General features: G+C 64.4%; 16 protein-coding genes. 4 read left to right on the forward strand and 12 right to left on the reverse strand.

Annotated features, from left to right (window positions below; translation table 11 throughout):
- Positions 1 to 52 precede the first annotated feature (52 nt).
- Positions 53 to 2,683, reverse strand: coding sequence for a caspase family protein (locus ACFSQT_RS24645; RefSeq protein WP_379023025.1), 2,631 nt, complete (start codon positions 2,681 to 2,683; stop codon positions 53 to 55).
- A gap of 81 nt (positions 2,684 to 2,764) precedes the next feature.
- Complete coding sequence (locus ACFSQT_RS24650; protein WP_379023189.1) at positions 2,765 to 3,337, reverse strand: NADPH-dependent FMN reductase; 573 nt, start codon at positions 3,335 to 3,337, stop codon at positions 2,765 to 2,767.
- Between the two features lie 181 nt (positions 3,338 to 3,518).
- Here ACFSQT_RS24650 and ACFSQT_RS24655 point away from each other — a divergent pair, with 181 nt between their 5' ends.
- Positions 3,519 to 4,886 carry a cytochrome P450 gene (locus ACFSQT_RS24655; protein WP_379023027.1) on the forward strand — a complete coding sequence of 456 codons (1,368 nt, stop codon included), beginning with the start codon at positions 3,519 to 3,521 and terminating at the stop codon, positions 4,884 to 4,886.
- A gap of 155 nt (positions 4,887 to 5,041) precedes the next feature.
- On the opposite strand, the gene ACFSQT_RS24660 is transcribed toward ACFSQT_RS24655, so the two are convergent.
- From ACFSQT_RS24660 to ACFSQT_RS24690, 7 genes are all read right to left on the reverse strand, one after another.
- Positions 5,042 to 6,019 (reverse strand): complex I NDUFA9 subunit family protein, encoded by a 978-nt coding sequence (locus ACFSQT_RS24660; RefSeq protein ID WP_379023029.1) that lies wholly within the window; start codon positions 6,017 to 6,019, stop codon positions 5,042 to 5,044.
- Between the two features lie 256 nt (positions 6,020 to 6,275).
- A complete protein-coding gene (locus tag ACFSQT_RS24665; RefSeq protein WP_379023031.1) occupies positions 6,276 to 6,557 on the reverse strand; it encodes a hypothetical protein in 282 nt (93 codons plus the stop codon).
- 243 nt (positions 6,558 to 6,800) lie between these two features.
- A complete protein-coding gene (locus ACFSQT_RS24670; RefSeq protein WP_379023191.1) occupies positions 6,801 to 7,802 on the reverse strand; it encodes an Ldh family oxidoreductase in 1,002 nt (333 codons plus the stop codon).
- Between the two features lie 155 nt (positions 7,803 to 7,957).
- Positions 7,958 to 8,767, reverse strand: coding sequence for an ABC transporter permease (locus ACFSQT_RS24675; RefSeq protein ID WP_379023033.1), 810 nt, complete (start codon positions 8,765 to 8,767; stop codon positions 7,958 to 7,960).
- A complete protein-coding gene (locus ACFSQT_RS24680) occupies positions 8,767 to 9,480 on the reverse strand; it encodes an ABC transporter permease (RefSeq protein WP_379023193.1) in 714 nt (237 codons plus the stop codon). The genes ACFSQT_RS24675 and ACFSQT_RS24680 overlap by 1 nt, the downstream gene beginning before the upstream one ends.
- 142 nt (positions 9,481 to 9,622) lie before the next feature.
- On the reverse strand, positions 9,623 to 10,417 hold the full coding sequence (locus tag ACFSQT_RS24685) for a transporter substrate-binding domain-containing protein (protein ID WP_379023035.1): 795 nt from the start codon (positions 10,415 to 10,417) through the stop codon (positions 9,623 to 9,625).
- A 55-nt stretch (positions 10,418 to 10,472) separates the two neighbouring features.
- Positions 10,473 to 11,285, reverse strand: coding sequence for an ABC transporter ATP-binding protein (locus tag ACFSQT_RS24690; protein WP_379023195.1), 813 nt, complete (start codon positions 11,283 to 11,285; stop codon positions 10,473 to 10,475).
- Between the two features lie 220 nt (positions 11,286 to 11,505).
- On the opposite strand from ACFSQT_RS24690, the gene ACFSQT_RS24695 reads away from it, so the two are divergent.
- From ACFSQT_RS24695 to ACFSQT_RS24705, 3 genes are all read left to right on the forward strand, one after another.
- A complete protein-coding gene (locus ACFSQT_RS24695) occupies positions 11,506 to 12,354 on the forward strand; it encodes a dimethylarginine dimethylaminohydrolase family protein (protein WP_379023197.1) in 849 nt (282 codons plus the stop codon).
- Positions 12,351 to 13,940: a 5-guanidino-2-oxopentanoate decarboxylase gene (locus ACFSQT_RS24700; protein ID WP_379023037.1), complete on the forward strand. Its 1,590-nt coding sequence runs from the start codon at positions 12,351 to 12,353 to the stop codon at positions 13,938 to 13,940. Before ACFSQT_RS24695 ends, ACFSQT_RS24700 begins: the two co-directional genes overlap by 4 nt.
- Positions 13,941 to 14,127: 187 nt before the next feature.
- Positions 14,128 to 14,835 carry an SDR family NAD(P)-dependent oxidoreductase gene (locus ACFSQT_RS24705; RefSeq protein WP_379023038.1) on the forward strand — a complete coding sequence of 236 codons (708 nt, stop codon included), beginning with the start codon at positions 14,128 to 14,130 and terminating at the stop codon, positions 14,833 to 14,835.
- On the opposite strand, the gene ACFSQT_RS24710 is transcribed toward ACFSQT_RS24705, so the two are convergent.
- The 3 genes from ACFSQT_RS24710 to cmk all read right to left on the reverse strand — a co-directional run bounded on the left by ACFSQT_RS24710 (position 14,820) and on the right by cmk (position 19,377).
- A complete protein-coding gene (locus ACFSQT_RS24710) occupies positions 14,820 to 16,646 on the reverse strand; it encodes a hypothetical protein (RefSeq protein ID WP_379023040.1) in 1,827 nt (608 codons plus the stop codon). The two genes, ACFSQT_RS24705 and ACFSQT_RS24710, sit on opposite strands and share 16 nt — an antisense overlap.
- Positions 16,647 to 16,819: 173 nt before the next feature.
- Entirely contained in the window at positions 16,820 to 18,517 is a 1,698-nt protein-coding gene (gene rpsA / locus ACFSQT_RS24715) for a 30S ribosomal protein S1 (protein WP_013528183.1), read from the reverse strand.
- A gap of 209 nt (positions 18,518 to 18,726) precedes the next feature.
- On the reverse strand, positions 18,727 to 19,377 hold the full coding sequence (gene cmk, locus ACFSQT_RS24720) for a (d)CMP kinase (RefSeq protein WP_379023043.1): 651 nt from the start codon (positions 19,375 to 19,377) through the stop codon (positions 18,727 to 18,729).
- Positions 19,378 to 19,431 lie beyond the last annotated feature (54 nt).

Here is a 19,431-nt window from a genome sequence, read left to right on the forward strand (position 1 = left end):
TTTTTCCAAGGTTTGCAGGCATTCCCCGGGCAAATCCCGGGCCGGTAGCCGGCTATTTTTTCTGGGCGTCGAATTTGGCGAGAAGGCCGCGCAAATATTTGATCGTGGATCTGTCCCGAGGCGCCAGCCGGCCCGTGCGGTCGAGCTCCAGCGTCAGGTTCAGCGCCTTGGTCAGCGCGGCCTTCGGATCCTTCGCCACGTACGCATAGTTGATGTAGGCCTGTACCAGATCAAATTGCCAGATCGCATTGTTCGGATCGGACTGGGCCAGTCGCTGGCGGATGCCGAGGCTGGCTTCGAAGGCCGTACTGGAGCCCTCGAAGTGGCGCTGTTTGGTCTCCAGCATACCAATTTCCGAGAGCGTGATCGACAGGTCGCGTTGCCAGTCGGAATTGGCTGGGTCGAGCTTGGCCAGCCGGTCGGCGATGGCAAGACTGTCCCGATAGTTTTGCAGTGCGCCGCTGACATTGCCCTGGACATCAAGCACGCCGGCAACCTTTTCCAGACAGATCGACAGGTCGCGTTGCCAGTCTGCGTTGCCCGGATCGCTCGTTGCAAGATCACGCGCTATGGCCAGCGCCCGCTGATAGGAAGCAAGTGCTGGCGGCCAGTTCTTCTGATCGCTGAGCGCATTGCCGATCTTGGCGTAACCGATCGACACGTCGCGCTTCAAGTCGGTATCGTTGGGGTCGCGGCGCACCAGCTCTTCGGCGATCGCCTGGCTCTTGTTGAAGGCCGCGAGCGCACCGGCGGTGTTGCCGCGCTCGCGCAGCAAGTCACCGATCTTGCCGTGGCTGACGGAGACAGCGCGCTGGCGCTCAGGGTCATCGGGTTTGTTCTCGGCCAGCACCAGCCGAATTCTCAGGCTCTCTTCAAAGGCAGTCTGGGCACCGTCCAACTGGCCGGCGGTATGGGCAAGGTCGCCGATTTCGTCATAGGTTATGGTCAGATCGCGCAGCAGATAGGCGCGGCCCGGCTCCGCATCAGCCAACTGCTGCTTGATCGACAGGCTTTGTTGATAGGCCTGGGCCGCGGCGCCCACATCGCCTTGCGTCGCCAGCACGTTGCCGATCTTGTCATTGGCCATGGCAAGGTCGCCGAGCCAGTCTTTTTTGTCCGGAACGCTTGTGGTCAGGTCCTGCAGCATGTCCCTGGCCGCCTCATAGTTTTCCAGGGCGGTTGGCAGGTCGCCTTGCGCCATCCTTATGTTGGCGAGCTTGATATGGCTGATGGCGAGATCGCGCCTGACGCTGGGATCGGTTTCCTGACGCGACCGCTGTTCGAGATTGGCCAGCAGCGCGGCGAAGGCGCGGCCGGCCGCTTCGGTGCTGCCGACCGTCGTATAGAGAATACCGAGTTCCTCCAGCGCGCGGCTCTGGCGGTCGGCCTGCTCCAGGCTGAGCGAGGTCTGCCCGGCCTCGCCATAGAGCGCAAGCACGGATTCGTAGCCGTTGATGGCTGCCGCATAGTGCAGGTCGGCGCGCGCCGCGCCTGCCGACAGGAACAGCGTTGCAGCCTGCGACAGCGTGCGGTCGACGAAATTCACCTTCAGCGCGTTGCGCGACACCTCGTCGATATTGGCCGCTTGCGCCAGCTTTGCCTGCGCCGAGTCGAAGGCGCCCAGTGCCAGTTGCTCCTCGGCTTGCCGGCGCAGTTCCGTCACGCGCGGATCGTCGGCGGCCAGCGTCTTCATTTCTTCGCGCACCTTGACGAAGGCGTCGGCTGCCTCGCGCAGCCTGGCGTTCAGGTTGTCCGCCGACAAATGGCTGGTGTCGGAACTGATCAGCGCGCCATAGAGCGGCGCCAGCGGCATATCGGCGTCGCTGGCGATCTGCTCGACCTGGCCGCGCATTTCGGGCGTCACATCGGCCATGGCCAGCAGCAGGCGTTCGCGCTCCGGCAGCTGTTCCTTGGCCGCCGCGGCAAAGAACAGCTTCGGTAGGCCGCTCTCGACGTAAGGCAACTGTTTGCCACGCGACAGGTCATAGACCTCCTGCTGCACCAGCGTCAGCACCGAGCGGATTTCGAGCCCGTCGGTGTCGAGATATTTGGCCAGCGCTATCGTGAACGGCGAATTCCGGCCGGTTCCGTCGGCGGCCGTCTCGCCGGGGGCGGCCGAGAAGGCGAACAGGATGTTTTCCGCGCGGCCAATCCGGCCTAGGCCCGGCCGGACCTTTTCCGCGACGTCCTTTGCCAGTGACGTCGCACCGCGCCCTTCGCCGCCGCTTCCCGAGAAGGGATCGCTGCGGCAGGCGTCGAGCACGATCAACCCGACCTTGGCGGTGGCGGCGACCGCGTCGCGCACTTCTTCGAGCGGCAGGCTGGTCTTCTCCAGCGCACCGAGCGAAGAGGCGTCGGCATCGATCGGCAGCAGCCGGTTGTCGCCGGAGATTTCGACGCCATGGCCGGAGAAATAGACCAGCGCCACGTCGGCGCCTTTCGCATCCTGGCGAAAATCGTCGAGCGCGCGGCGCATGCGCCTGAGATCGCGATTGGTTTCGAGCAAAACCTCGAAGCCGAGCTTCTTCAGCGCCGTTTCCATCGCCTCGCCGTCATTGACCGGATTGGCGAGCGGCCGAACCAGGCGATAGTCATCGTCGGCGATGACCAGCGCCACGCGCCGCTCCGCCACAGCGGCGGCGGTGGTCGTAAGCATCAGCAGCAAGGCAAACAGCAAACGCAAGTCGAACCGCCCCGGCTCAGTCGTTCGCCGACCATTCCACCTCTTTATGGCGCAAGCAAGCCGGACCGAAAGCCGGCGCTTTCAGGCAGTAGCCCGCATCGGCTTCAATGCCTCGCTCCAGCGCAACAGCTCGTCCAGCATGGTCCCGGTTCCGCCCTGCACCTGCTCGCTCGCCCGGAAAGAGCCGTCGTTGTCGAGCAGTTTCTGGTAGAGCGGCAGGGCGACCCCTTCGGGGATCGGCATGATACCCACCGAAGCAAGCAGCGGCTTGAGGGCTTGCGCCGCGCGCAGGCCGCCTGAGACGCCGCCATAGCTCAGGATGGCGGCGGGTTTGTACTTCCACTCGCGCGCGAGGTAGTCGATCGCGTTGATGATCGCCGGGGCGGCGAAATAATTGTATTCCGGCGCCACGAACACAAAGGCGTCGGCGGCGTCGACCGCCTTCGACCAGGCCTTGGTATGGTCGTTCTGGTAGTTGCCGAGCCTGGGGTGATGCGGCTCGTCCAGCACCGGCAGGTTGAACGCGGCGATGTCGGTCAGCACCGGTTCGAATTTCCCGTGCTCGCGGGCGAACCGCTCCAGCCATTCCGCGAAAACCGGCCCGGCGCGCCCAGGTCGCGTGCTGCTGATGATGATGTTCAACTGGTGCTTCAAGGCGGGCTCCCGCTGGCTGTCGGTATCTGTTGGTGACTGCCACCTAAGGCATGCAATCATCCACAACAAGCAGGCGCTTCCCGAATCCGGTCACATTACGGAGAGCGGCAGCCTCAGGCCTCGCGGTCACATGGACGCCTGCTTTGCGACCCACTACATTGGTGTATCAGCGGAGCACTCTATGGACACGCAGCCCGCCCCTTTCATTCCCCCGGCGCCAAAGCCGCGCACGACGCCTCCCTCGACGCTGGAGATGATCCGCATCGTCTACCGCAACCCGCTCGAACTGTGGGGTGAGCATACCTACAACGAGCCCTGGATTTCGGTGAATGGCGTTGGTGGACATCTGGTCGTCGCCAACGATCCAGGCCTTATCCGCCATGTGCTTGTCGACAATGCCAAGAACTACAAGATGGCGACGGTGCGCCAGAAGATCCTGCGGCCGATCCTGCGCGACGGCCTGCTGACCGCCGAGGGCGAGGTGTGGAAGCGCTCGCGCAAGGCGATGGCGCCGGTGTTCACGCCGCGCCATATCTTCGGCTTCGCCCAGCCGATGCTCAGGCGCACGCGGGAGTTCGCCGCCCGCTACGAGGATGGCGGCACGTCCGACATCGCCCATGACATGACGCTGCTGACCTATGACATCCTGGCCGAGACGCTGTTTTCCGGCGAGATTGCCGGTCAGCCGGGCAGTTTCGGCAATGAGATCGACCGGCTGTTCGAGACCATGGGTCGCGTCGATCCGCTCGACCTGTTGCGCGCGCCCGATTGGCTGCCGCGGCTCACCCGCATCCGCGGCCGCAAGACCATGGCCTATTTCCGCAAGATCGTCACCGACACGGTGAAGATGCGCGAAGCGAAATTCAAGCGCGACCCCGATGCCGTGCCGCAGGATTTCCTGACGCTCCTGCTCAAGGCCGAGGGGCCTGGGGGCCTGACCCGGGCCGAGGTCGAGGACAACATCATCACCTTCATCGGCGCCGGCCACGAGACCACGGCGCGCGCGCTCGGCTGGACGCTCTACTGCCTCGCGGAATCGCCGTGGGAACGCGACAGGGTCGAGCAGGAGATCGACCAGGTGCTGGCGCGCGAACCCGATCCGACGAAATGGCTCGACGCCATGCCGTTTACCCGCGCCGCCTTCGACGAAGCGCTCAGGCTCTATCCGCCGGCGCCGTCGATCAACCGCGAACCGATCGAACCGGAAATGTGGAACGATCTTTATATCCCCAAGCACGCCGCGGTGCTGGTCATGCCGTGGGTTGTCCATCGCCACAGGAAACTGTGGGACCGGCCCGACGCCTTCCTGCCCGAACGGTTCCACCCGGGAAACCGCGAGAAAATCGACCGCTTCCAGTATCTGCCGTTCGGCGCGGGACCCCGCGTCTGCATCGGCGCCAGCTTCGCCATGCAGGAGGCGATCATCGCACTCGCCATCCTGCTGTCGCGCTTCCGCTTCGACACCACCGCCGAAACGAAACCCTGGCCGGTGCAGAAGCTGACCACGCAGCCGCAAGGCGGTCTGCCGATGCAGGTCACGCCCCGTTAGGCGTGCCGATATTCAGGTGATGCCGGCCTCCGAACGATGGCTTCCTGCGCTTCCGGTGCTCACGTACTTTAAGTACGCTCCGCTCCGGTTCTCGGAACCCATCGTTCTCGACTCGGCCTGACCTGAATCTCAGCACGCCTTGGGGCAGCACCGACTCAGGCCGCGGGTTTGCGCTGCTGGAACTGGCCGGCGGCGCGGAAGCGCCAGAGGTAGCTGGGCAGGATCGTGGCGATCGACTGCGGCTGGATGCCGAGCCCGGCCAATGTCCGGTTGGCCTTGGCCGCCGCGTCCGAAACGATGTTGTGCTCACGCAGCTGCATCACCTGGTCCTTGGTCAGCAGCGGATTGGGCAGGAGGCCGAGGATCGAGGCCTGGATGTTCGCCACCCACCACGGCACCGGCACCAGCAGGCGCTTGCGTTCTATCACTTCAAGCAGCTCTTCCATGCACTGCTTGAAGGTGAGCACCTTGGGGCCGCCAAGTTCATAGATCTGACCGCCATCGACTTTGCCGTCGACCGAGCGCGCCACCGCTTCGGCGACGTCGCCGACATAGACCGGCTGGAACTTGGTGTGGCCGCCGCCGATCAGCGGCAGCACCGGCGAATAGCGCGCCATATTGGCGAAGCGGTTGAAGAAGTCGTCCTCTGGCCCGAAATTGATCGACGGCCGGAAGATCACGGCGTCCTTGATCGTCTCCAGGACGGCCTTTTCGCCAAGCGCCTTGGTGCGCGCGTAGTCCGATCTGGAGTCCAGATCGGCGCCAAGCGCCGAAATATGAGTGAGGCCGGCGCCAACCGAGCGCGCGGCCTCGGCCACCGCGCGGGCGCCGAACTCATGGACCGGGGAGAATTTCTGCCGGCCGCTCTCATGCAGGATGGCGACCAGATTGACGACATGGTCGGCACCCTGCACGGCGCGGTCGACCGACCAGCGCACACGCACATTGGCCTGCACCGGCTGGATCTGGCCGACATTGCCGAGCGGCTGCAGGTGGCCGGCGAGATCGGGCCGCCGGCAGGCGACCCGGATGCGATAGCCGCGCTTGGCCAGCGCGCGCACGACATGGCGGCCGACAAAGCCTGATCCGCCAAAGACGACAACGAGCTTTGGGGTCTGCAGGATTTCGGTCATGGCTGGCTCCGGCGCTCGCAAGCTTGGCTGAAGCCGTTTCATAATCCGTTTCGCGCCAAAGGCAAAGGGCGACGCGTCGTCGCTGCCGCGCTTGTTTGCGCTTGTCAAAACGCCTCGCCGATGCGGGCGTCGACGGAGCGGCCGTTGCCGCCACAACGACATGGCGCGAACACAGAAAACCCCGCCGAAGCGGGGTTTTCGGGGTGACATCCATGCGAAGCAAGGGGCCGACGGAGCGGCCTGACCTGAGACGGTATCAGGAGGGCGTGAAGCAAGTACGCCCACCCCAGCCCTGAACATCCGACATGGTGCCGCCGACCTTCTTGCAGGCCGCGATGAAATCGGCGCTGCAGCTGGCGAATTTCGCATAGCCGTTCTTGCAGTAATGATCCTCGGTGGCACCGCCGCTCGGAGCGGTGATGACGCCGGGCGCCGACGGCTTGACCGGCGCGGCCTTCAAACTGGAAGCCTGTGTGGCGCCCATGAACGAGCCGAGAAGAAGGACGGCGGTCAGCATGGTGATCTTGGTGTTGGTCATGGCAATTTTCCTTTTGGTTTGGGTTGGGTTTCCGAGGCGCAGAGGGACATCCCCTGCGTGAAAACAGACTTCCTCTTCGGTTTGCTGTTCCCCTCGGTGTGGATCGGGCAAGCTCGCCTTGCCCTGGACAAAGCTTGGTCGCGGCGATGCGCGGAAAGGTTCAGCGGCGCGCAAAAAAAATCGCACCGGCCCGCGCCTGAGCCGGGCAGATTTCAGATAACTATCTGATAAATAAAGGATTATTTAGGAAGAATAACGCGCTGCAAATTCGGAAATGCGCTGCACCACCGCCTTGGGCGCGGTGATGCCCCGCGCTTGCGCCTTCTCGGCGGCTTCGGCCCGGGCACGCCCGGGCACATGCACGCCGAAGCGCCGCCGCAGCCGGTCGAGCTGGTCCTTCATGCGCTGCTCGAAGTCGGGATCGAGCAGCTTGGGCTCGACGGCAAGCACGAACAGCCCGGTTCCGGGGCTGTCCGGTCCGCCGGTGAACCATGGCGCGTCGAGCGACCAGTTGGCGCCCGACAGGCCCGCTGCCAGCACTTCGACCATCAGCGCGATGTTGGCGCCGCGCTGGCCGCCAAAGGCAAGCATGGCGCCTTTCATGGCGGCGGCCGGATCGGTGGTCGGGTTGCCGCTGGCGTCCAGCGCCCAGCCTTCGGGGATCTTTTTGCCGTCCTCCGCCGCCTTGCGGATGTTGACGAAAGCGGTGGCGCTCGACGACTGGTCGATGACCAGCGGCGCGCCGTCGGCGGCGGGTGCCGCAAACGACATCGGGTTGGTGCAGTAGACCGGCTTGACCGAGCCCGAACCGGCAAGCACGGCCGGGCCATTGGTGGCGGCGAACGACACCAGCCCAAGTGCTGCCAGCCTTCCGGTGAAGTAGCCGAGCGCGCCGCATGTATAGGCGTTCTTCTGCGAGAAGATGGCGACGCCGAACAGCTTTGCCGCCTTGGCGAGATCGTCGATAGTGCGGTCGAAGCCGGTATGCGCCAGTCCGCCGCGCGCATCGGAAAGATAGACCGCCAGCGCCGGCCGGGTGATCACCGGGTCGGCATTGCCGTCGATGCGTCCGGCTTCGAGCGCCTCGAGATAATCGATGAAATGCGACAGTCCGACGGTCGAAAGGCCTTCCGCCTCGGCTGATATGATCGAGGCGGTGAGCGATTGCGCCGCTTCCTCATTGGCGCCGGCGCCAAGCGCCGCCATCCGGCACAGTCCTTTTGCCTGGTCGAGACTGAGTTGCATCATGGCCATCCGAGGGGAGTAGGGGAATATGGAGTAAGGGACTAGGGGAATGGTGAGCAGTGAATAGCGAATGGGGATGGAAATGTGAATGTGAATAGTGGCTGGATACTCCCCTACTCCCCTACTCCCCTACTCCCCTACTCCCCTACTCCCCTCTAACCAATCTTGTTGGGGATCCGCGCCTCGATCCTGCTGAAGGCGAAGACCAGAATGCCGGTGATCGTCATGTAGATCAGCGCCAGCAGCAGCAAGGGTTCGTAGGTGAGGTAGGTGTCCTGCCGCACCTTGGACGAAACGGCGAAGATGTCGATGACGCTGATTGTCGCCACCAGCGGCGTCGACTTCAATTGCAGCACGGTCTCGCCGGTCAGCGTCGGCAGCGCACGATAGAACGCCTGCGGCAGCCAGATGCGCCGGAATGTCTTCCAGCGGGTCATGCCGAAGGCGCGGGCGGCCTCGAGTTGCCCCTTGGGGACGCCGGCAAAGGCGCCGCGCATCACCTCGCCCTCATAACCGGCGAAAGACAAGGTCAACGCCAGCACGCCATAGGGCCAGGCTTGCCGCAGATATGGCCACATCCACGATTCGCGGATCCAGGGATATTGCGGAAACAGTGAGCCCAGGCCGTAATAGAGCAGCCATAGCTGGATCAGCAGGGGCGTGCCCCGGATCACCGTGCAAAAGACCTTGGCGGGTGCGGCGAACCAGAACGAGCCGGTCGCCTGCGCGAGCCCGAGCGGCACGGCGAGCAGGAAGCCCAGTCCGCAGGTGACGGCCAGGATCCACAGCGAGCGCCAGATGCCGATCAATCCCATTTCATAATATTGCGGCAGCCAGTCCCAGCGCATGAAAAAGGCGGCTGCCAGAATCAGGCCCAGCGCGATCAAAATCAGCACGATGCGGTGCGGCCGCAGCCACAGCGACGTCCGCGCGACGACGTTGATGATGGCTGCCTCGTTGGCCATCAGCGCGCCTCCTTGAGCGAAGGCATGCCGCGCCGCGACCAGGCCTCGACACGGCCGATGATCAGGTTGGAGAACAGCGACAGGAGCAGATAGAGCACGGCTGCGGCGAAAAAGAAGGTGAAATAGGCCTTGGTGACGCCCGCGGCCTGCCGCGTTGCCAGCGCCAGTTCGTAGAAACCGACGACCGCCAGCAGCGCCGTGTCCTTGGTGGCGATCAGCCAGAGATTGGCGAGGCCCGGTATGGCGAAGGGCAGCATGGCCGGCAAGGTGATGCGCCGCAGAAGCAGGCCGGGAGACATTCCATAGGCGCGCGCGGCCTCGATCTGGCCTTGCGGAATGGCCAGGATCGCGCCGCGTATCACCTCGGTCGAATAGGCGCCCTGGACAAAGCCGAGCACGGCGATGCCGGCGGCAAGCCCGCTGATGTCGACGCGCTGATAGCCCATGGACGTCAGCGCCTGGTTGATCAGGTCGGTTCCGGCATAATAGAGCAGCAGGATCAGCACCAGTTCGGGCACGGCGCGCACCACAGTGGTGTAAACGGCCAGGAGATCGCGAACCACCGGGCCGCCATAGAGCTTGCCATAGGCACCGCCGGTGCCGATCAGAAGACCGAGGCACGTGGCGCCTAGCGCGATCTCGATCGAATGGAGCAATCCGACCAGAAGAGCGCCGCCCCAGCCTGGCGGGTAGGGCGATAGAAGCTCGATGATGCCGGCCGCGGAGGCCGAAAGAAGTGCGTCGATCAGCGTCGCCCCCGGATTGCTGGCGTCAGCCGCTGTCAACTCTCGGCAGCGGTTTCGGCGAAACCGCACGACGAGATGCCGTGCGGTTTTGGCTCATGCGTGGACGACGTCAGTTCGACTGCGTCGGGCCGCCGTAAATATCGAAATCGAAGTACTTCTTCGTGATCTCGTCATACTTGCCGTTGGCGCGGATGGCCTTGATGCCGGCGTTGATCTTGTCCTTCAGGTCGGTGTCCTCCTTGCGCACGCCGGCGCCGATGCCCGGTCCCAGTACTTCATCGTCCGGAGCCACCATGCCCTTCAGGTCGCAGCAGGCCTTGCCCTGGTCGCTCTTGAGGTATTCAACAAGCGCGATGGAATCGGCCTGCACCGCATCGAGGCGACCGGCGGCGAGATCCTGGTTGGCTTCGTCCTGGGTCTGGTATTCCTTGATTTCCTGCGCCCCGGTGAAATGCTTCTTGGCGTACACGGCGTGTGTGGTCGACACTTGGACGCCGATGACCTTGCCCTTGAGGTCGTCGGGCGTGGCGCCGAACTTCTGGTCCTTGGGCCCGATGATCGCTGGCAGCGTGTTGTAGTACTTGTTCGAGAAGTCGATCGTCTTCTTGCGTTCGTCGGTGATCGACATCGAGGAGACGATGAGGTCGATCTTCTTGGTCGTCAGCGCCGGGATGATGCCGTCCCAGGCAACAGGCGTGATGACGCAGTCGAGCTTCTCCTCGGCGCACACGGCATCGATGAAATCGATCTCCCAGCCAACCCACTTGCCCGAGGCATCCGGCGAGGTGAAGGGCGGATAGGGCTCGGCGGCGACGCCGATCTTGACCGGATCGGCCTTGGCCACGCCCACGGCGGCGACCCCCAGCAGCAGCGCTGCGGCGAGTGTCTTCAGAACAGTCTTCATTTTCACGACTCCCAGTGTGTTGTTGGTTCCCGGTTTTCTTCCGTCCCGGCCTGTCCTAGCCGATGTTGCGGATGAACTGCTTGAGCCTTTCGGATCTGGGCGCGCCGAAGATCTGCTCCGGCGGTCCTTCTTCCTCGACCAAACCATTGTAGAGATAGACGACATGCGTCGCGACCTCGCGGGCGAACTTCATCTCGTGGGTGACCAGCACCATGGTGCGGCCTTCGCGCGCCAGGTCGCCGATCACCTTCAGCACTTCGCCGACCAGTTCGGGGTCGAGCGCCGAGGTCGGCTCGTCGAACAGCATGACTCGCGGATTGATGGCCAGCGCCCGGGCGATCGCGGCGCGCTGCTGCTGGCCGCCCGACAGATAGGCCGGATAGACGTCGCGCTTTTCGGCCAGGCCGACGCGGGCCAGCAGCTTTTCGGCCTCGCTGATCGCCACGTCGCGCTTGACGCCAAGCACATGCACGGGAACCTCGATGACGTTCTCGATCAGCGTCATGTGGCTCCACAGGTTGAAGTTCTGGAACACCATGCCGAGCTTGGAGCGGATGCGTTCGATCTGCTTGCGGTCGGCCGGAACCGTGTGGCCGTGGCTGTCGGCCTTCAGCTTGATCTCCTCGCCATTGACGCGGATGATGCCGCTGGTCGGGTTCTCCAGGCAGTTGATGCAGCGCAGCAATGTCGATTTGCCCGAGCCTGAGCCGCCGATGATGGCGATGACCTCGCCGTCGCGCGCCGACAGCGAGATGCCCTTCAGCACATGCAGTTGACCGAACCGCTTGTGCAGATTCTCGACATGGATGGCTTCGGCGGCGCCGTCCTGCGCCGTGTGTTTCAGTGCAGGTGCGGCGCCTTGCGCCATCATCCCTTCGACGCTCCGCGGAGTGGTCGAGCCCGTCGCTGCTGGATTCTTTTACCCATTACCCGTCACTGGACAGAGTTCCCGTTCTCAAGATGGACCGTTCCGCTTGCCTCCGTCAACCATGGTTTTTGGACTATTGATCACGGCTTGCTGGAGTGGTTAGTGGCGGCAACGGATGTCTCGGGAGAATTTAGTGGGCAAATCATACGGGTCGCAGTCCATGGCCGGATCGCTGAAACGCGTGCTTATGCGGTCGGCCGCCAGTGCCATGCGTGATGCCAGGGCGCGGGAATGGCACTACGGCCCGGGCTTCGAGCCGGGAAAGGCCGCTGCCCAGCATGAGCGGTTGACGCAGCTTGTTTCGGCCTCCGGCGCCGAAGTCGAATGGCTGACGGACGCCGACGACAGGCTGGCCGATTCCGTCTTCACCCATGACCCGTCGCTGATGACCGATCATGGCGCGATCATTCTTGCCATGGGCAAGGCGTTGCGCCGGGCTGAGCCGAGCCTGCACGAAGCAGCTTACAAACGCATGGGCATTCCCATCCTCGGCCGCATCGATGATCCGGGCCAGGTGGAAGGCGGCGACTGCGTCTGGGTGGATGCAAACACGCTGGCCGTCGGCCGTGGCGTGCGCACCAACCAGGATGGCATCCAGCAACTCGCCAACCTGCTTTCGCCCAAGGGCATTTCGGTTTTTGGCTTCGATCTGCCGCTCTGGCACGGCGAGGAAGCCTGCCTGCATCTGATGTCGGTGATCAGTCCGCTTGCCGACGATCTGGCGCTGGTCTACGCGCCCTTGCTGCCGGCCGCTTTCTACCAGATGCTGAAGGGGCGCGGCATCAAGCTGGTCGAGGGCGATGCCGATGAGTTCCATGCTTCCAACGGGCTCAGCCTCAACGTGCTGCCGACCGCCCCGCGCCAGGTGATCGCCGTCGCCGGCTTTCCCAGGACGGCGGCTGCCATGCAGGCGGCGGGCTGCACGGTTTCCACCTTCGAGGCGGATGCGCTGTGCATCGCTTGCGAGGGTGGCCCGACCTGCCTGACGCGGCCGGTGCTGCGCCAATGAGAACCATTGGGACGACCGTCGGCGAGGCGCTCATTTCGCTGCTCGAAGCCCATGGCGTCGACACGGTCTTCGGCATTCCCGGCGTGCACACGGTCGAACTCTACCGCGGGCTGGCGCGTTCCAGGATCCGCCATGTCACGCCGCGCCATGAGCAGGGCGCCGGCTTCATGGCCGACGGCTATGCGCGCGCCAGCGGCCGACCGGGCGTCGCCTTCGTCATCACCGGGCCGGGGCTCACCAACACCATAACCGCGATGGGACAGGCGCGCGCCGATTCGGTCCCGATGCTGGTGATCTCAGGCGTCAACGCCACGCCGACGCTGGGCAAGGGCCTCGGCCATCTGCATGAACTGCCCGACCAGCGCGGCATGATGGAGAAGGTCGCGCTGTCTTCGCAGCGGATCACCGAGGCCGGCGAATTGCCCGGCGCGCTGGCGCAGGCCTTCGCCCTGTTTTCATCGGCCCGGCCCGGTCCGGTGCATATCGAAATCCCGACCGACGTCATGGTCAAGCCGGCGGATGGCATCGCTGCCATGCTGAGCAACGCAGCGCCGCCCGCGCCGGATGACGCGGCAATTGCCAGCGCGGCCAAACTCATCGCCGCCGCGCGCCGTCCGCTGATCCTGGCCGGCGGCGGTGCCAAACGCGCCGAAGCGCCGTTGCGGCGTCTGGCCGAACGGCTGGGGGCGCCGGTCGTCCAGACCGCCAATGCGCGCGGCCTCCTGCATGCCCATCCGCTTTGCGTGCCGGCCAGTCCCAGCCTGAAGGCTGTGCGGGCGCTGATGGCGCAAGCGGATCTGGTCATTGCCGCCGGCACCGAATTCGGCCCGACCGACTATGACGGCTACAGCGATGGCGGTTTCGTCCTGCCCGCCAATCTGATCCGCATCGATATCGGAGCGGACCAGCTTGCCCGCCGCCCGGCGACGGTTTCGATTCAGGCCGATTGCGCCGAGGCGCTCGACGCCCTGCTCCTGGAAACCGGCCATGTCCCGGCAAGCGAGGGCGGCCCGGCGCGCGCCGCCGCCGCACGGGAAGCGGCTTTTGCCGAGATCAGTCCGACGCTGCAGGCGCAGGTTCGCGCGGTCGAGGTGATCCGCGATGCATTGCCGGGCGCGCTCATCGTCGGCGATTCGACGCAGCCGATCTATGCCGCCAACCTCTACTACGACCATGATCGTCCCGGCGGCTGGTTCAACGCCGCCACCGGTTTTGGCGCGCTTGGCTACGGCCCGCCGGCGGCAATTGGCGCCGCCCTTGCCGTGCCTGATGCGCCGGTGGTCTGTCTCACGGGGGACGGCGGCTTCCAGTTCACACTGCCGGAACTGGGCGCCGCGCTCGACGCCCGGGCGCCGGTCATCTTCGTCATCTGGAACAACCGCGGCTACCGCGAGATCGAAACCTCGATGCTGGATGTCGGCGTCGAGCCGGTCGGCGTGTCGCCGGCGCCGCCGGATTTCTGCAAACTGGCCGAAGCCTATGGCCTTGGCGCCGAACGGCTTGCCGATATCGAGGCTCTGGCGGACGCGTTGAAACGCGCACGGGCAACCGGACTGCCGCGCGTCATCGAAATCACAGTCGACTGAAGAGTGGCGGCGCAACGTACCGAATGCCTGGCATGGACCCCGGCTGCCTGGCGGGCTGACGCATGCAAAGACGCAACACCTGCCATGTCGAGATTTCAGTTGAGTGATCGTGCGAAAGGCGCGACGCTTCGCGTCGGCGCGGCTAAAAAAACGACATAATCATAAAAAATGACAGGAGCGGTCCAGGATGACGGAAACACTTGAAGGCAGGCATATTGTCGTGACCGGAGGCACCGGGGCGCTCGGTGGTGCGGTCGTCGGCAAACTGCTGAGTGAGGGCGCGATCTGCCATGTGCCCAATGCCCATGCCGCGGCGCCCGCGCATTTCCCCTTCACCGAGCATGACCGCGTCAAGCTGGTTCACAATGTCGATCTCTCGGACTCCGCCAAGGTCGAGGCGTTCTACAGCCAGGTCCAAGGCCTGTGGGGCTCGATCCACCTGGCCGGCGGCTTCACCTCGGCGCCGGTGGAAAAGATCGAGTCGGCATCCTTTGCCGAGATGATGGACACCAATGCACGCACTGCCTTCCTGTGCTGCCGCGCGGCGGTGCGCTCGATGCTGGCGTCGGACATCGCGGGACGCATCGTCAATGTCACGGCGCGCGCCGGGCTCGACCCGCGGCGCGGCGCCGGCATGGTCGCCTACGCCGCCAGCAAGGCGGCGGTGGCAGCCATGACTGTGGCGATGGCGGAGGAGCTGAAAGGCAAGGGCATTCTGGTCAATGCCGTGGCGCCGTCGACGCTCGATACGCCGGCAAACCGCGCCGATATGCCGGATGCCGATGTCACCAGATGGGTCAGCCTCGAAGCGGCCGCCGAAGCCATCGCCTATCTCGCCTCGCCGGCCAATCAGGCGATGAGCGGCACGCTGGTGCCGCTTTACGGCCGGGCCTGAGCAGAAGCCGCCGAAGCAGGGCAGGTGGCGTCTGATCCGTCCGCATTGCGGTAGCTGTAGAGCCGCAGCGGCGAGGAAACATCCGTCGTACATGCCTTGAGCCATGACGGCGGGTGGCCCTCCATCAGTGCGGCCGCGAATGGATAGGCGGTTTCGAGATAGGGCGACGGCGGGCCTCTGCGCGCGCAAAGCGCGACATGTGTTGCCCTGGATGCATCGAGGAACGCGCGCGGGTCGGCCGTCGAAGGATCGAGAAAACGGTAGCTCCGTTCGATACCCCAGGCCGACGGGTGGTTGGGGACCGTCACCACCTTGGGACCTTCGGCAAGGGCGAGAAAATGCGCGCCGATCAGCGGCGGCGTCAGAACGATGGCGCCTGCCGGCCAACCCGATTGCGCCTCAAAATGCCTGAGATCGCAACTGTCGGCAAACTCGGCGGCGGGGATGGCATCCGGGGCTGGCCGTGCCGATAGCTGGTAGAGCGCTATCGCCACGGACAAAACCAGACCGGGCAGGATCAACGCGTATCCGCGCGATGCCACGGGCACGGGAGATTTCAAATAGCGGGCCAGCCTGGCATCCGGCGGCAGCAGACTCGCCAGCACGAAGATCAGACCGATGCCGGAAAAAACCGGAAGATAGCGGAAGTAGCGGAAGTAGCCGATCGCCAGCACCAGCGCGAGCAGCGAGAACAGCGCCAGGATGACGAGGGGCCGGCTTCGGCCGTGTGGCCCAAGGCAGACGACGACCGGGGCGAGCGCGCCCACGAACAGCAGCACCATGCTGGGAAAGCTCGCCGACAGGACGACATCAGGGCGCCGAAACATGCTCAATTCCTGAGGGATTCTGTCGAGCATGTTGTCGCGGACATAGGCGTCGAGCGAAGCATAAGGGCCGGCCAGGCATTGCGGGAACAACATCACCAGCGCCGCCCCGCTGGCGGCCGCGAACACCATTAGAATTGCCGTCCGCGTGGCCCATCCGCCGCGCCGGCCGACAAGCCAGGGCACGACGGCAAATGAAAGCCCGCCCGCGGCCAGTGCCGTCACATGCGGCGCCGAATAGGTGTCGCATTTGACGGCGGCATAGGCTGAAGGCGCCACGATCGCGGCGAACAGACCCACTCCGCCCATGGCCAATGCCAGCCCAAAGCCAGCGATCCTGTTTGCGCTGCCTTCGCGGTCGAAAATCCAGTCAAAGGCATAGATTGCCATCACCAGCACATAGAACGGTGCGAATTCCACGCTGATCGCAAGCGCCAAGGCGGCCAGCAGCCCGTTGACGAACGCGGCAAAGCGATTTTGCGACAGCAACAACACCAGGGCCGCCAGCAGAAGCAGCACTTGCAGATTGTGATAGTCGATCCGCTCAGGGGCGTATTCGAAAAAGGTGCGCGCAGCAAAAATCAAGGCCAGCGGCAATGCGACGGCCGGGTTGGCAAAGCCCATGGCGATAACCAGCCGATTGTAGAAATAGAGCGCGGGCGCGAGCAGCAGCAGCGGGACGGCGAAGCTTGCGACCGTCAGCGCCGGCTCGAAGCCGGCAAGCGGCGCGAGCAGGCGCGCGAAGGCGGCGTAGGGTAGGTCCACGATCCATGGCCAATGTGAGATATAGGGCTCTGGCTGGGCTACGCCGGGCAGCGTCCGGTCGAAGATGTCGCCCGTTTGAAGCAAGGTGCGGACTTCATGCAGTTTGACGAGATCGTCGACGTCGCCGCTGAGCTGGAAGCCCAGGGACCATAGGGCGATCATCAGGATCGCCATTCCGCAGAAGCATAACAAGGCCGGCGACCGGGTGTAAAGACGCAGCAACCACGAAGATCCCGCAGCGGAACGATCGTCGCCATTGCGCATGGAAAGCCTCCCTCACGGACCACCGGCAAATACGCGAGGAAGTTTATCTTACCGTAAAGAAAAGCCCCGCCGGATCGCTCCGGCGGGGCTTTGATCCGACCACCGCCCCGAGGGGCGGTGGGACAGGAGGCTTAGCTGCCCTGCTTCTTCAGCGCGGCACCCAGGATGTCGCCCAGCGAAGCGCCGGAGTCGGTCGAGCCGTACTGGGCGACCGCTTCCTTCTCTTCGGCGATTTCCAGCGCCTTGATCGAGACCTGCAGCTTGCGGGTCTTCTTGTCGAAGGCGATGACGCGCGCGTCGACCTTCTGGCCGACGGTGAAGCGCTCGGGGCGCTGCTCATCGCGGTCGCGGCTCAGATCGGAGCGCTTGATGAAGGTCTCGATGCCGCTGTCGACCAGCCGCACTTCCAGACCGCCATCCTTGACGCCGATGACCTCGCAGGTGACGACGGCGTTCTTGCGCAGTTCGCCGGAAGTCGCGGCTTCGCCGACCGTATCCTTGGCCAGCTGCTTGATGCCGAGCGAGATGCGCTCCTTGTCGATGTCGACGTCGAGCACCTGCGCCTTGACCATGTCGCCGCGATTGTACTCTTCGATGACCTGCTCGCCAGGACGGGTCCAGTCGAGATCGGAGAGATGGACCATGCCGTCCACGTCGCCTTCGAGGCCGATGAACAGGCCGAACTCGGTCTTGTTCTTGACCTCGCCCTCGACCTGGCTGCCGACCGGATGGCTGCTGGCGAAAGCCTGCCACGGGTTCTCGAGCGTCTGCTTGAGGCCGAGCGAGATGCGGCGCTTGGCCGGATCGACTTCGAGCACCACCACGTCGACTTCCTGGGTCGTCGACAGGATCTTGCCGGGATGCACGTTCTTCTTCGTCCACGACATTTCCGAAACGTGGATGAGGCCTTCGATGCCCGGCTCCAGCTCGACGAACGCGCCGTAGTCGGTGATGTTGGTGACGGTGCCCTTGATCTTCTTGCCGATCGGGAACTTGGTGCCGATCTCGGACCACGGATCGCTCTCGAGCTGCTTCATGCCGAGCGAGATGCGGTGGGTTTCCTGGTTGATGCGGATGATCTGCACCTTGACCGTCTGACCGATGTTGAGGATTTCGGTCGGATGGTTGACGCGGCGCCATGCCATGTCGGTGACATGCAGCAGGCCGTCGATGCCGCCGAGGTCGACGAACGCACCGTAATCGGTGATGTTCTTGACGACGCCTTCGACGACCTGGCCCTCTTCGAGGTTCTGCACGATTTCCGAACGCTGTTCGGCGCGGCTCTCCTCGAGCACGGTGCGGCGCGACACCACGATGTTGCCGCGGCGGCGATCCATCTTGAGGATCTCGAAGGGCTGCGGGTTGTGCATCAGCGGGGAGACGTCGCGGATCGGGCGGATATCGACCTGGCTGCGCGGCAGGAAGGCCACGGCGCCGTCGAGGTCGACGGTGAAGCCGCCCTTGACCTGGTTGAAGATGACGCCTTCGACGCGCTCACCCTTGGTGAACTTCTCTTCGAGGCGGACCCAGCTCTCTTCGCGGCGGGCCTTCTCACGGCTGAGCATCGCTTCGCCAAGCGCGTTCTCGATGCGCTCGACATAGACTTCGACGGTGTCACCGACCTTGAGGGTGGTGTCCTTGCCCTTGACGCCGAATTCCTTCAGCGGCACGCGGCCTTCGACCTTGAGGCCGACGTCGATGATGGCCATGTCCTTTTCGATCGCCGTGATCGTGCCCTTGACGACCTGGCCTTCGCCGGAATGACCGGTTGTGAATGATTCTTCGAGCAGGCTCGCGAAATCGTCGCGAGTGGGATTTGCAGCTGACATTGTTTCTCCTGGAGTGCCCCGCTTCTGTCGCGGGACGGGCGCCGTGGGTTAGCGTTGCGTTGGCCTGCCGGCGTTCCGGGCTGCAAAAAGCCCTGGGCCGCTCTTTAAGCGGCAATTCCGGCGCATGAAGAATGCTGGCAGGCTGGTTCGTGCCCGATATGGGTATTTTCTTCGCCTCCGACAACGGAAACACGAGGGAAAAACCCGGCTCAGGCCTTGTTTCTCTTGGCTAAGACGTCGTCGATGATCGCCATGGCCGCAAGAAACGCGGCTTCTATAGCCATTTCGCTGGTGTCAAGCAAGTGCGCGTCTGCTGCCGGCTTCAAGGGCGAGTCGGCGCGGCCCATGTCGCGCTCGTCGCGGCGCATGATATCGGCGAGGATCTCGGCAAAATTGGCGGTGCCGCCGATGCTCTCGATCTCGGCCAGCCGGCGTTGTGCCCGCACCTCGGCGCTGGCTGTCACATAGAGCTTTATGTCGGCATCGGGGCAGACAACGGTGCCGATGTCGCGGCCGTCGAGCACGGCGCCCGGCGGTGTCCTGGCGAAATCGCGCTGCTTCTCGACGAGGATGCGCCGCACCGTCGGAAACACCGCCACCTTCGAGGCCGCCTCGCCGACCGCATGCGCCGACAGCACCGACCGGTCGAGCTTGGCCAGATCGACCTGGCGGGCGGCGGTTTCGGCCGCCGAGACATTGTCGAGCGGCAGCGCGTGCTGCAGCAACGCATAGGCAACGGCACGGTAGGTGAGGCCGGTGTCGAGCAGGTTCAGCCGGTAATGGTCGGCGAGCCGCCGCGCCAGCGTGCCTTTGCCGGCGCCAGCGGGGCCGTCGATGGCGATGGTGAAGACGTGTGTCATTGCTAGCTCAACGCCTTGTCTGCTTGGCAACAAGCTCGCGCCTTCGTCATCCCA

The sequence above is a fragment of the Mesorhizobium calcicola genome (assembly GCF_042682105.1).
Taxonomy (GTDB): domain Bacteria; phylum Pseudomonadota; class Alphaproteobacteria; order Rhizobiales; family Rhizobiaceae; genus Mesorhizobium; species Mesorhizobium calcicola.